The organism is Aquamicrobium aerolatum DSM 21857, assembly GCF_900113935.1.
Taxonomy (GTDB): domain Bacteria; phylum Pseudomonadota; class Alphaproteobacteria; order Rhizobiales; family Rhizobiaceae; genus Aerobium; species Aerobium aerolatum.
Genome location: NZ_FORF01000003.1, coordinates 223331 through 235709 on the forward strand (window position 1 = coordinate 223331; position 12379 = coordinate 235709).

The following is a 12379-nucleotide window of genomic DNA, read 5'->3' on the forward strand; positions in this document are numbered from 1 at the left end:
TATCGGGTGGCACTTCTGCCAGCCTCCTGACAGGATGCTGTCAGGAGCGGGATGGCATAACGGCGATCCGCCCCATGCTGCCCTGAGGATTGACCGTCATGCGCCGTGCCGACCGCCTGTTTCAGATAGTCCAGAACCTGCGGGGTGGACGACTGGTCACGGCGCGGATGCTTGCCGAACGGCTGGAAGTGTCCGAGCGCACCATCTATCGCGATATCGCCGACCTGCAGTCGACTGGCGTACCGATCGATGGCGAGGCGGGCGTCGGCTATCTGATGAGAGAAGGTTACGACCTTCCGCCGCTGATGTTCACCCGTGACGAGATCGTTGCGCTGGTCGCTGGCGCGCGCATGGTTCGTGCCTTCGGGGGCGCACAAATGGCACGGGCGGCTGAAGAGGCGCTGGTGAAAATCGGTGCGGTGCTGCCGGGACAGGAAAAGCTGCGCTTGTCGCGCACCGAGATCCACATGCCGGACTGGGTCGTCGATGACGCGTCACGCCGCTCTATCGACCTGCTCGAGCGCGCAATCGATGAGCGCGACGTGTTGCGGCTGGCCTATACGGACGAGGCTGGCCAGACGTCGGCGCGCGACGTGCGACCGCTCGGGCTATGGTTTTGGGGCAAGGTGTGGACGCTGGTCGCCTGGTGTGAGTTGCGCCATGACTTCCGCGCCTTCCGGATCGATCGCATTGCCGCCATCGAGCGCACCGGCAAGGTATTCAAGCCCGAGCGGGGCAAGCAGTTGGTCGATTATTACCGCACGATTGAAAATCACGAGCGGATATGAAAATGCCGGCATCTCGCCGGCACTTTCAGATCATTTATTGCTGACGAGACCTATTCTTCGTCTTCGTCCGGCGTTGCAGACTTGAGCGACGACAGCTTGGCGAAGACCGCGTCGGCATCGAGCTCGTCGTCATAGCCGTCAGGGTTGCGGTCGTGCACTTCCATCGTTTCGGTAACCGAAGCTGGCAGCAGGGACTCGCCCGCAGCAGGTGCTGGCGGCAGACCGCGCGAGGCGCGCTGGACTTCCAGGTCCAGGTCGATCTGGCTGCACAGGCCCAACGTCACCGGGTCCATTGGCGTCAGGTTGGCCGAGTTCCAATGGGTGCGTTCGCGGATCTGCTCGATCGTCGCCTTGGTGGTGCCGACGAGGCGGGAAATCTGCGCATCCTTCAGTTCCGGATGGTTCTTGACCAGCCACAGGATGGCGTTTGGACGATCCTGGCGCTTGGACAGCGGTGTATAGCGTGTCGTGCGACGCTTGGATTCAGGCACCCGCACTTTCGGCTCCGAAAGCTTCAAGACGTGATTGACATCCGCCTCGCCCTTGGCGATTTCCTCGCGCGACAGCTGGCCGGTCATCACGGGATCCATGCCCTTGATGCCCTGAGACGCCTCGCCATCGGCAATAGCCTTCACTTCAAGCGGATGCAGCTTGCAGAACTGGGCGATCTGATCGAACGACAGAGCCGTATTGTCGACGAGCCAGACCGCGGTCGCCTTAGGCATCAGAAGCGTATTGGCCATAGAGAAAATCCTTCTCGTTCGCCCGCGTCCCTGCCGCGGGCGGTGGGCAGAGCCACCAATTTGGGAAAATCAGGGACGCATATAGCGCTATTCGCGCTCATTCGCAACGAAAAGCCACGTGATTTGACAATAGTTCGACGATTTACCTGTCACATTCTGTGCGAAACCAGACTTGTGTCAGGAAACATCAAGCACGATCTTGCCGATATGGTCGCCTTCTTCCATGCGTTCATGCGCCCGCCAAGCGTCCCGCAAGGGGAAAATCATGTCCATCACAGGGGCCACGCGACGGTCGGCGAGCAGAGGCCATACCTGCTCTTCCAGCTCCGCAGCGATCACGCCCTTGAATTCGATAGAGCGCGGACGCAGCGTCGAACCAGTGTGCGTGAGCCGCTTGGCCATCAGGCGGGAGACATTGACGCTCACCTGCGCACCGCCAAGTGAGGCGATCTGGACGATGCGGCCGTCCTCGGCGGCTGCGCTATAGTTGCGGTCGACATAATCGCCGCCGACCATGTCGAGGATGACGTCAACGCCCTTGCCATTCGTCGCCTCTCTGACAGCTGTGACGAAGTCTTCCTCGCGATAATTGATGGCGCGGTCGGCGCCAAGCTGCACGCAGGCCGCGCATTTGTCGGCGGAGCCGGCGGTCGTGATGACGAACGCCCCGAAGGCGGAGGCAAGCTGGATCGCCGTCGTCCCGATGCCGGACGAGCCGCCGTGAACAAGGAAGCTCTCGCCTTTTTTCAAGCCACCACGCTGAAAGACATTGTGCCAGACGGTGAAGAAGGTTTCGGGAATGGCAGCGGCTTCGGTGAAGGTCAGCCCGTGCGGGATCGGCAGCGCATTGCTTTCATGCACGGTAACATATTCTGCATAGCCGCCACCAGCGGTGAGCGCTGTGACGGTATCGCCGACCCGCCAGCGCCGGACATTTGCGCCGACAGCGACAATTTCGCCGGCCGCCTCCAGGCCGGGCAGGTCGGAAGCGCCCTTCGGTGCCGGGTATGCGCCCTTGCGCTGGAAAACATCGGGCCGGTTGACGCCAGCCGCCCGGACTTTGATGAGGATCTCATCGGCCTTCGGCTCTGGCACGTCGCGTCGCTGGGCCTTGAGCACAAGTGGCCCGCCCGGCTCGGTGATAGCGATGGCGGTCATGGTGTCTGGAACGCTGTGTGAGCTCATTGATCTATTCCTGTCGCAATCCTGAAGCAGGCGGGTCGATGATTTGCCTCCGACCCTATCCGTTATGTAAGCTCCCCGCCACGGAGGCAAAACGGAGACACTGACATGGCGCTGTTTGACGACGAACCCCTGAGCACGATCCCGGTCCATGTTCTCGGACAAGATCTCTCGGAACTTTCGGTTGATGATCTTGAAGAGCGTATCGGGCAACTGCGCCTCGAGATTGAGCGGCTCACAGAAGCGCTGGCCGCGAAGGGATCCAGCAGGCAGGCTGCCGAAGCGTTCTTTCGTCGCGTGTAGAATAATTCCTGACCCGGCATGCCTCATCTTTGGCGCAGCTTCGGCACTATGATGGCCCGGTTTTCCCGTGCCGGATGATTCGCGCCCGGTCGCTTGAAAGGCTCATTGCGTTCCATGCTCGCCACTTACCGTCCAATCCTTGCGCTGTTGAGCAGTACCGGCTTTCTGCTGGCAGCGGCAGGCCTGCATGGCCTGCTCCTGCCGCTGCGCGGACAGGCTGAAGGGTTCTCGACCGCAACGCTCGGCCTTCTTGGTACGGCCTATGCCGCCGGCTTCATGGCCGGCTGCTTCTTTGCGCCTTGGCTGGTGCGAAGGGTAGGGCATGTGCGGGCATTCGGCGCCATTGCCGCATCAGGCGCCATCATCGCGCTCCTGACCGGGCTCTGGATCGATGAAGTGGTTTGGATTGTGCTGCGCGCTGGTACAGGGTTCACCATGGCGGGCGCGTTCATGGTGATCGAAAGCTGGCTCAACGAGCGCGCGACCAACGAAACTCGTGGCACGGTGTTCGGCCTCTACATGATGGTCACCTATGTCTCGATTACCGGCGGCCAGATGATCATTACGATTGCGGATATCGGCAATCAGACGCTGTTCCTTGCCGCCGGCATCTTCTTCTGCGCAGCGCTGATACCGGTATCGGTATCTTCTTCCGCCAGTCCGAAGCCGCTGGCGGGGGTCAGGCTCGACATCCGCAAACTTTACGCAAACTCGCCTGTCGCCGCGGTCGGCTGCGTGCTGATTGGCGTGGCCAACGGAGCATGGGGAACCCTTGGCGCAGTTTATGGCGCGCGCGCCGGTATCACCACCGCTGAAGTCGCGACCATGATGAGTATCGTGGTTCTGTGCGGTGCCTTTTCACAGATGCCGATTGGACGCATCTCGGATCGCACGGATCGCCGTTATGTCCTGTCGGGCGCGGCGTTTCTTTGCGCCATGGTGGGGCTCGCAGCCTTCACCTTTGCCCCGCGCTCGGTGATGTGGATCATGGTTCAGACAGCGGCCTACGGCGCGCTCGCCTATACTCTGTATTCGATTGCAGTGGCGCATGCCAACGACCATGCCAGCACCGAAGATTTTGTGATGGTGTCGGGCGGTCTGTTGCTGCTCTACGGCTTCGGCACCATGATCGGACCGGTTCTTGGTGCCCTCTTGATGGCGCGCATGGCGCCGGAAAGCCTCTTTCTCGCAACAGCCGTGCCGCATCTGCTGCTGGCGATTTATGCGCTGTTGCGGGTCCGTGCGCGCGCGCCTGTGCCGATCGAGGAACGCGACGCCTTCAAGGTGGTTCCCGCCGAACGCGCGGTCACGCCACAGGCGGGGCTTCTGGACCCGCGCAGCGACAGCGATGGCGACAGCGCTGTGATGAAGGACGACGGGGCGAGGCCGGTCATCCAGAAGACGGATTGAGTTCCCTGCTGCAGCGGGTCTAAACTGGCACATGATCCAGTCTGACGCTTTCATGGCCATTGCAGACAGCAACCGCCGCCACCTGCTCGAAGAGCTCAGGCGTGGGCCAAAAACGGTTGGAGAAATGGCGGAAGGGCTGCCGATTTCCCGCCCTGCTGTGTCTCAACACCTGAAGGTGTTGCTCGATACCGGGCTGGTCAACGCAAGTTCGCGTGGAACGCGCCGCATCTATTCGATCAATGCGGACGGCTTTCTGAAACTCAATCTGTGGCTGGATCAGTTCTGGGAAGACCCGAACTGAAGCTGCATGTCAGTTCGTCCCTCGCACCGATGGCGCCGCGAAAGCGCCACCGGCAGTCGGTCTTCTTTGAGGGGGCCGGGCGAGCGTCATGACGACCGTCGCCGGGCGAATGGTTCAGTGCGTTGTCGGCACTCTGAGCTTTTCTATCTGATCCTTGAGGGCCAGCTTGCGTCGCTTCAGTTTAATCAGCTCGAGATCGTCGAAAGATGGACTTGTCATGGCTTCATCGATCTGACGTTCGATGTCGCCATGCTTACGCTGCAGCTCCGCAAGATGGGATGCAAGAGACATGATAGGCTCTCCCTTCATGGTTTCTCATCGCACTGGCAATCGGCAGCTTTCACGCCGCCCTTCATGACAGCACGATGACAGTCTGCCATTTGAATTGTGGCTTGTCGATTGATGATTGAGCGCCATTTCCCGCTCGACCGAAACATGCTAGTTGAAGCGTTGTCGGGCATGTTCGCCCCCAAACCTTCCCGAGCGGTGCACTGCACCCGCAGACAGCAGACGGATGAGCATGTCGGAACAGGAACAAGCCGAGATTCGCCTCGAGTTTGCAAAGGTCAAGCAGGAGCACGCCGACTTCGATGCCGCGATCGTGGCGATGGTGGCGCAAGGCTGTGATCCGCTTCAGATCCAGCGGATGAAGAAGAAGAAGCTGACGCTGAAAGATCGGTTGCAGCAGCTCGAAGATAAAATCATTCCCGATATCATTGCCTGAGAAAGACGCAGATACTTATGGCCAGCAAAGCCGCTGAGGTTGCCATCATCATGGGCAGCCAGTCCGACTGGGCGACAATGCGCAATGCCGCTGAGACGCTCGATGCGCTCGGGGTTTCCTACGAAAGCCTTATCGTTTCAGCGCACCGCACACCCAAGCGGCTGTTCGATTTTGCCAGCGGGGCCAAAGCTGCCGGATATAAGGTCATCGTAGCCGGTGCCGGCGGTGCCGCGCATCTGCCAGGTATGGCCGCATCGCTGACGCCGCTGCCGGTGTTTGGCGTGCCGGTCGAATCGAAGGCGCTTTCGGGACAGGATTCGCTGCTGTCGATCGTTCAGATGCCTGCCGGCGTGCCAGTCGGCACGATGGCGATCGGCCGCGCCGGTGCGGTCAACGCTGCCCTGATGGCCGCGGCAGTGCTGGCGCTTTCCGACGAGGGGCTTGCGACGCGCCTCTATGCTTATCGCGAAGCCCAGACGACAAATGTGGCAGAACGCCCGTCGGACGACGCATGAGCACGCCGCTTCTGCCAGGGGCTACTATCGGCATCATCGGTGGCGGTCAGCTCGGACGCATGCTGGCGATGGCCGCTGCACGGCTGGGCTATCAGACGATCATTTTGGAGCCACAGGCTGATTGTCCGGCAGCGCAGGTTGCAACGCGGCAAATCGTGGCCGCCTACGACGATGCGCAGGCGCTTGAGGAACTTGCGCGCGACTGTGCGGTGGTGACTTACGAGTTCGAGAACGTGCCGGTCGGAGCGGCGGTCTCGCTTGCACACAAGGTGGCGGTGTATCCACCTGCGCGCGCGCTGGAAGTGGCGCAGGACCGTCTGGTCGAAAAGACGACGCTCAACGCAATGGGCATCGCCACGGCTGACTTTGTTGCCGTCGACAGCGATGCCGATCTGGCGGCGGGGCTTGAGACCTTTGACGGTAATGGCGTTCTGAAGACGCGTCGGCTTGGCTATGACGGCAAGGGCCAGCGGCTGTTTCGCGACGCAAAGCCCAGCGACGCCGCCGGCGTCCATGCGTCTATGGGCAATGTACCGCTGATCCTGGAAGCGTTCGTCCCATTTGAGCGCGAAGTTTCAGTCATTGCCGCACGGGGCATGGATGGCTCGGTGGTCGCGTATGATCCGGCCGAAAACGTCCATCTGCAGGGTATTCTTCACACCTCCACGGTTCCGGCGACAGCTTCTGCCGAGACGTTGGCACAGGCCCGCGCCGCTGCGTCTGCCATCGCTGCCGGTCTGGACTATGTCGGCGTGATTGGCGTTGAATTCTTCGTTCTGGGTGACGGGTCGATCGTGACCAACGAGATTGCGCCGCGCGTTCACAATTCGGGGCACTGGACGGAGGCGGCGTGCGCTGTGTCGCAGTTCGAGCAGCATATCCGCGCCGTTGCCGGTCTGCCGCTTGGCAATCCGCGCCGGCATTCCGACTGTGTGATGGAAAACCTCATCGGTGACGATATCGCCCGCGTTGCCTCGCTGATGGCGGAACCGGATCTGGTCATGCACCTTTACGGGAAGGCCGAAGCGCGTGCTGGCAGAAAAATGGGACATTTTACGCGCTTGAAGCGCTGACTCTGCGTCGGGTGAGGTTGACAGCCTGCGCGAGTCTCGTTTAAGAGCCAACGCAGTTTCGGTACGCCTCGCGCGTGCCATTTTTGTGGCCCAGCATGGGCATTGAAGAACGGGCTGGACCGATGAAGATCAAGAACTCACTCAAGGCGCTGATGAGCCGTCACCGCGACAACCGCATGGTTCGCCGCAAGGGCCGCGTTTACATCATCAACAAGAGCGCGCCGCGTTTCAAGGCTCGCCAGGGCTAATCCCCTCGCGCCTATAACGCGAAATTCAGTTTGACGCTCCGCGTTGCAAGGATCATCATCCTCGCATGCGGAGCGTTTCTGTTTTCAGCCTTCTCATTCTGGTCTGCATGGCGACCGGCGCACTGGCACAGACGGGCAGTCGCTCATCCAGTGTCCTCGTCGCCCCGCCCTCTCAACGCATCGAGCAGTTGTTCGGCGACCTCAAGCGGGCGGGCAATGAGCAAGCGGCTGCGCGCGTTGCTGCGCGGATCGTGCAGGAATGGTCACATTCGGGCAGCGCTTCCGTCGACCTGCTGATGCAATGGTCGCAAAAAGCGGTCGACGACAAGAAGAACGACGTTGCGCTTGATCTGCTGGATCAGGTCGTCACGTTGGCTCCCGGTTTCGCCGAAGGGTGGAACCGCCGCGCTACGGTGCATTTCGGCATGAACGACTACGGCAAGACGATGTCAGATCTGGAGCGGGTGCTGGAACTGGAGCCTCGTCATTTTGGCGCTTTGGCGGGATTGGCCACGATCCTGAGTGAGACGCAGCGCACCGACGCCGCGATTCGCGCATATGAGCGCCTGCTCGATGTTTATCCGATGATGCGCGAGGCGCAGACCGAGCTTGGACGCCTTGCGGACGAGGCGAGCGGGCAGGGGATCTGATCCGGCCCCAAAAGAATGCGGCGGCACTCAGGGAATGCCACCGCGATCCAGAGCCGGTTCAATACCCGCTGAGAGCGGTCAGCGACCGCCTTTGCCGTCGGCGCCAATATAGGCGATGCGCAGCATGTTGGTCGCTCCCGGTGTTCCCAGCGGCACGCCTGCGGTGATGATGATGCGATCGCCCGCGTTGCCGAAATTTTCCTCAAAAGCGATGCGACAGGCCCGGTCGACCATGTCGTCGAGATCGCGGGCGTCTTCAGTCACGACGCAGTGCGTGCCCCAGACCAAAGACAGGCGACGCGCGGTCTCAACCACGGGCGACAAGGCGATGATCGGCTGCTGAGGGCGCTCGCGCGCGGCACGAAGGCCGGTTGTGCCCGACGAAGTGTAGGTGACGATAGCCGACAGGTTGAGCGTCTCGGCGATCTGTCGCGCCGCCAGCGAAATCGCATCCGCACCAGTGGCTTCCGGCTCGGAACGCTGTGCGTTGATGATGCCGGGATAAAGCGGATCGGTTTCGACCTTCTCGGCAATCGAGTTCATCATCGCGACGGCTTCGACCGGATATTGGCCCGCCGCCGATTCGGCGGACAGCATCACGGCATCCGCGCCTTCGAAGACGGCGATCGAAACGTCCGACACCTCGGCGCGGGTCGGGACCGGCGCAGAAATCATCGATTCCAGCATCTGAGTGGCCACGACCACCGGCTTGCCGGCGCGTCGCGCCAGTCGGGTGATCTGTTTCTGGATGCCTGGGACCGCCTCAAGCGGCATCTCCACACCCAGATCGCCGCGTGCAACCATCAAGGCGTCGGACAGCTCGATGATTTCGGCCAGACGGGTGACCGCTTGTGGCTTCTCGATCTTGGACATGATGCCGGCGCGCCCGCGGGCAATCTTGCGCACCTCGGCGATGTCTTCAGGACGCTGGATGAAGGAAAGCGCGATCCAGTCGACGCCAGTGGCCAGCACTGCGTCGAGATCGCTGCGATCCTTGTCGGTCAGGGCTCCAACGGGCAGGTCAGTGTCTGGAAGGCTGACGCCCTTGCGGTCGCTGATGCGCGTGCCCGTGACCACTTCGCAAACGATTTTCTTGCCATCTGCCGCAGTTGCCCTGAGCTGCAGGCGGCCATCGTCAATGAGCAGGCGGTCGCCGGGTTTGACGGAGCGAATGATTTCGGGGTGCGGCAGGTAAACGCGTGTGCTGTCGCCGGGGGTCTCATCCTCATCGAGGGTGAAGGTCTGTCCGGGCACCAGTTCCTCGCTGCCGTCGGCGAACTTGCCCACGCGCAGCTTGGGTCCCTGCAGGTCGGCCAGAATGCTGATCGGACGCGCGACCTTGGCCTCAACATTGCGAATGCGCTCGACAAGCGTGCGCATCATGTCGTGGCTGGTATGGCTCATATTGATGCGGAACACGTCCGCGCCGGCTTCGAAAAGTCGTTGGATCATGTCTTCCTCGGAGGAAGCGGGTCCGAGGGTGGCTAGTATCTTGACCTTGCGGCTGCGTCTCATTGATTGCCTGTTCCGGTAATGGCGGGTGCGCCGCCATCTGCTGGCTCATCGGTGAGCTGGACCATCCAGCTCGATTGTTCCCGTGTGTCATATTCTTCGAAGCCGGAACGCTGGAAGCCGCGCGCGAAGCAGTCGCCGGCTCCCGCGATCTTGAACTCGCGCTCGGCCACGCACATGTTGACCGGGCCGTCCCAGCGTCCGCCGCGTTCGGCGTCTTCGGCATAAAGATAGTAATAGCGCGAGGACAATGGCCCTTCGATCAGCGTCTTGCAGGTGGAACCTTCAATGTGCCACCAGCCTTCCGTCACCCATCCTGTCTGCGCACGATAGCCGATGGCCACGCCAACCAGGCTCTGTGTCGCGTTGCAGACCCGGAAATCTGCCAGAGCGGGGCTTGCCCAGAATGCGCTGCCGGCGATTGCCAGACCTGTCGCAGCGATGCCTGCCGCAAGGCGGGGACGCATTGCCTTCAACGTTGCCGTTTTCATGATCCTCACCAGTGAAATCACTTGTGTAACCCCTTTTCGGAGAAGTGTGTTCGCATGTCAACGCGCGCCGACGGCCTTGGCGAACCGATTTAGATCATCATTTGTCGGATCGCCAAGGACCAACCCTATCGACCGCAGGTCTGGCAAGATGACGGCATTGCGCGTTTTCACGGTTCATGAAAGAGAAAACAAGTATCGGATGAAACGGAGTCTTCCAGTCATGATGCGTGACGCCCTGTTTGCACCTTTCGAGTTCCTGGACGGCAACCGCGCGAAAGGGATGGTGCTCGTGGCGGATCATGCAGGGCGGGAGCTTCCGGCAGAATATGGTGATCTCGGGCTGCCTGCTTCCGAATTCGAGCGTCACATCGCCTATGATATCGGGATAGAGGCGCTCACCCGTGCGCTTGCCGCGCAGATGAGCGTTCCGGCGGTGATGGCGCGTTTCTCGCGCTTGCTGATCGATCCGAACCGTGGCGAGGACGATCCGACGCTGATCAGGCAGCTCTATGACGGCACCGTGATCCCGGCGAATTATCCTTTGAGCGGCGAAGAGCGTCAGCGACGGCTTGAGCGCTACTATCGCCCTTACGATGACGCTGTCGGATCTGCGATCGCTTCGGTCGCGGCGGAAACGGGCGAGGCACCTCTTGTCGTTTCGCTGCATTCTTTCACGCCGGCACTACAGGGCAGGGCACCGCGCCCATGGCATGTCGGCATACTTTGGGACAAGGACGAGCGCGCCGTGAACCCGCTACTGGAGATGTTGCGCAATGATCCGCAGTTGGTGGTTGGCGACAATGAGCCTTATGATGGCGCACTGCGTGGCGACACCATGTTCCGTCATGCCATCGTCAATGGTTATGCGCACGTCCTGATCGAGGTGCGGCAAGACCTGATCACTGACCCGCAGGGTGCCGCAAGCTGGGCCAGCCGCCTCGCGCCGATGCTTGAAGCGATTAATGCGATGCCTGATATGCATGTGGTAAGACAATATGGATCGAGGACCGGTCCCGTTTGAGGAGAGCCATCATGACCAAGCTCAGTGACGAACAGCAGCGCGATTTCGAGGCTGCGGCCTTTCGCCGACTGGTTAGCCATTTGCGCGCGCGCACGGATGTGCAGAATATCGACATGATGAACCTGACCGGATTCTGCCGGAACTGCCTGTCGAACTGGTATCGCGAGGCAGCAGATGAAGCCGGCGTTGCGCTCGACAAGGCGCAGGCGCGCGAGATCATCTATGGCATGCCCTATGAGCTGTGGCGCGAGCAGCACCAGACCGAGGCGTCTGTCGAAAAGCAGGCGGCCTTTGCGCAGAACCAGCCAAAAGATCATTGATTCTTCGATCCACGTCGGGCAACCAAGCGCCACACCGCTTGCCGCCGACTCGCGCGGCTGCCTGAATCCGGAGAACAGATATGGCTGACGACATCACCAGCGAATCCGCAAACACCGTCGCTGCTGGCCAGCTGCGCGCCTTCATCGAGCGCATCGAGCGCCTCGAGGAAGAAAAGCAGACCATCGCAGACGACATCAAGGAAGTCTTCGCCGAAGCCAAGGGCACCGGCTTCGACACCAAGGCGATGCGCACGATCATTCGCCTGCGCAAGAAGGATCGCGCAGAGCGTGAAGAAGAAGAGGCAATGATCGACCTCTACATGTCTGCGTTGGGCATGGTTTGAACTGAAACGGATCCCGGGTTGATGCAGCAGGCAACAATCCGGGATTTTTCTTTATGCTGGTGTAGGCCCGAATGGCGCCTGCGAGCAGGCCAGCATCACCGATCGACCCCGATTGTGATTCTCTGCCGCTCTCCCGCCGGCAGCTGGGCCGGTCCGACATCCCTTAACGCCCCGCGGTTCCTTTATATAGGAGTTGGTCTTGGACCGTTTTCGAGGCACCTCTTAAAGCTGCGCGATGTGCTCCCTATATAGAGTGGGTCGCGACCGGCGACTTTTCCCTGCTGTGGGCTTTGGTCTGGTGGCTGGGGAGTTTTCCAGCGCGTAAGGTGGCGGACGCCGTTGCGTCACCGTGTAAGGCTCGGAAAGTTGCGGATTTTTTGAAAATAGCGCTTGACGGTTTGAGTTGGTGTCGCCTATATACGCCTCACCAACGACGGCGGCGACGCTGCTGGCGAGCGGGACGGTTTGTCCCTGACTTGCTGAGTTGGGCGAGATTTCAGAGTGACGCGCAAGTGAAGCTCGATGGGTTTGAGGCCGGAAGGCTGAGGCTCGTGACACGGTTCAGTGTCTGTTCTTTGACAATTGCATATAGAAGAAAGAGAAACGTGGGCGGCAGAGGCTCGCGGAACTCGGAAAGCTTTCGGGCTTGAAGGGTTCCTTACAGAGACTTTGGCGGACACGTTTTCTTGAGAGAATATAGTCTACCAGGGCGTTGATTGTCGCAAGATGATTGGTGCCTAGGTGTGAATGTTCT

17 protein-coding genes are annotated in these 12379 nt (G+C 60.7%); 12 read left to right on the top strand and 5 right to left on the bottom strand.

What is annotated here, in order from left to right:
- Nucleotides 1-98: 98 nt before the first annotated feature.
- Nucleotides 99-788, top strand: a complete 690-nt coding sequence (locus BMZ42_RS04065; RefSeq protein ID WP_091518906.1) for a helix-turn-helix transcriptional regulator — start codon at nucleotides 99-101, stop codon at nucleotides 786-788.
- 50 nt (nucleotides 789-838) lie between these two features.
- On the opposite strand, the gene BMZ42_RS04070 is transcribed toward BMZ42_RS04065, so the two are convergent.
- Complete coding sequence (locus tag BMZ42_RS04070) at nucleotides 839-1531, bottom strand: DUF1013 domain-containing protein (protein ID WP_091518908.1); 693 nt, start codon at nucleotides 1529-1531, stop codon at nucleotides 839-841.
- 177 nt (nucleotides 1532-1708) lie between these two features.
- Nucleotides 1709-2716 (bottom strand): NAD(P)H-quinone oxidoreductase, encoded by a 1008-nt coding sequence (locus BMZ42_RS04075; protein WP_244523144.1) that lies wholly within the window; start codon nucleotides 2714-2716, stop codon nucleotides 1709-1711.
- A gap of 105 nt (nucleotides 2717-2821) precedes the next feature.
- Between BMZ42_RS04075 and BMZ42_RS04080 the strand changes: the two genes are divergently transcribed.
- From BMZ42_RS04080 to BMZ42_RS04090, 3 genes are all read left to right on the top strand, one after another.
- Nucleotides 2822-3016: a DUF1192 domain-containing protein gene (locus tag BMZ42_RS04080; RefSeq protein ID WP_091518914.1), complete on the top strand. Its 195-nt coding sequence runs from the start codon at nucleotides 2822-2824 to the stop codon at nucleotides 3014-3016.
- Nucleotides 3017-3130: 114 nt separating this feature from the next.
- The gene (locus tag BMZ42_RS04085) at nucleotides 3131-4426 is read left to right on the top strand and encodes an MFS transporter (RefSeq protein WP_091518916.1); all 1296 of its coding nucleotides are present in this window, start codon (nucleotides 3131-3133) and stop codon (nucleotides 4424-4426) included.
- A gap of 31 nt (nucleotides 4427-4457) precedes the next feature.
- A complete protein-coding gene (locus BMZ42_RS04090) occupies nucleotides 4458-4727 on the top strand; it encodes an ArsR/SmtB family transcription factor (protein ID WP_091518919.1) in 270 nt (89 codons plus the stop codon).
- A 114-nt stretch (nucleotides 4728-4841) separates the two neighbouring features.
- On the opposite strand, the gene BMZ42_RS04095 is transcribed toward BMZ42_RS04090, so the two are convergent.
- Nucleotides 4842-5018 (bottom strand): YdcH family protein, encoded by a 177-nt coding sequence (locus tag BMZ42_RS04095; protein ID WP_091519010.1) that lies wholly within the window; start codon nucleotides 5016-5018, stop codon nucleotides 4842-4844.
- Nucleotides 5019-5247: 229 nt separating this feature from the next.
- Here BMZ42_RS04095 and BMZ42_RS04100 point away from each other — a divergent pair, with 229 nt between their 5' ends.
- The 5 genes from BMZ42_RS04100 (at nucleotide 5248) to BMZ42_RS04120 (ending at nucleotide 7937) form a co-directional block, all read left to right on the top strand.
- Nucleotides 5248-5451 carry a YdcH family protein gene (locus tag BMZ42_RS04100; protein WP_091519013.1) on the top strand — a complete coding sequence of 68 codons (204 nt, stop codon included), beginning with the start codon at nucleotides 5248-5250 and terminating at the stop codon, nucleotides 5449-5451.
- A gap of 17 nt (nucleotides 5452-5468) precedes the next feature.
- A complete protein-coding gene (gene purE / locus BMZ42_RS04105; protein WP_091518920.1) occupies nucleotides 5469-5966 on the top strand; it encodes a 5-(carboxyamino)imidazole ribonucleotide mutase in 498 nt (165 codons plus the stop codon).
- The gene (locus BMZ42_RS04110) at nucleotides 5963-7039 is read left to right on the top strand and encodes a 5-(carboxyamino)imidazole ribonucleotide synthase (RefSeq protein WP_091518923.1); all 1077 of its coding nucleotides are present in this window, start codon (nucleotides 5963-5965) and stop codon (nucleotides 7037-7039) included. Before purE ends, BMZ42_RS04110 begins: the two co-directional genes overlap by 4 nt.
- A gap of 122 nt (nucleotides 7040-7161) precedes the next feature.
- Nucleotides 7162-7287: a type B 50S ribosomal protein L36 gene (ykgO, locus tag BMZ42_RS04115; RefSeq protein WP_091518925.1), complete on the top strand. Its 126-nt coding sequence runs from the start codon at nucleotides 7162-7164 to the stop codon at nucleotides 7285-7287.
- Nucleotides 7288-7352: 65 nt separating this feature from the next.
- Entirely contained in the window at nucleotides 7353-7937 is a 585-nt protein-coding gene (locus tag BMZ42_RS04120) for a tetratricopeptide repeat protein (protein WP_091518928.1), read from the top strand.
- A gap of 78 nt (nucleotides 7938-8015) precedes the next feature.
- Here the strand turns inward: BMZ42_RS04120 and pyk are convergent, their stop codons facing one another.
- Both pyk and BMZ42_RS04130 read right to left on the bottom strand, forming a co-directional pair.
- Complete coding sequence (gene pyk, locus BMZ42_RS04125; RefSeq protein ID WP_091518930.1) at nucleotides 8016-9452, bottom strand: pyruvate kinase; 1437 nt, start codon at nucleotides 9450-9452, stop codon at nucleotides 8016-8018.
- Nucleotides 9449-9916, bottom strand: coding sequence for a DUF1036 domain-containing protein (locus BMZ42_RS04130; RefSeq protein WP_091519015.1), 468 nt, complete (start codon nucleotides 9914-9916; stop codon nucleotides 9449-9451). The genes pyk and BMZ42_RS04130 overlap by 4 nt, the downstream gene beginning before the upstream one ends.
- Before the next feature lie 247 nt (nucleotides 9917-10163).
- Here BMZ42_RS04130 and BMZ42_RS04135 point away from each other — a divergent pair, with 247 nt between their 5' ends.
- From BMZ42_RS04135 to BMZ42_RS04145, 3 genes are all read left to right on the top strand, one after another.
- A complete protein-coding gene (locus tag BMZ42_RS04135) occupies nucleotides 10164-10961 on the top strand; it encodes an N-formylglutamate amidohydrolase (RefSeq protein WP_420492441.1) in 798 nt (265 codons plus the stop codon).
- Between the two features lie 11 nt (nucleotides 10962-10972).
- On the top strand, nucleotides 10973-11281 hold the full coding sequence (locus BMZ42_RS04140) for a DUF1244 domain-containing protein (RefSeq protein WP_091518934.1): 309 nt from the start codon (nucleotides 10973-10975) through the stop codon (nucleotides 11279-11281).
- An 80-nt stretch (nucleotides 11282-11361) separates the two neighbouring features.
- Nucleotides 11362-11625, top strand: a complete 264-nt coding sequence (locus BMZ42_RS04145) for a DUF2312 domain-containing protein (RefSeq protein WP_091518937.1) — start codon at nucleotides 11362-11364, stop codon at nucleotides 11623-11625.
- The last annotated feature ends 754 nt before the right edge of the window (nucleotides 11626-12379 follow it).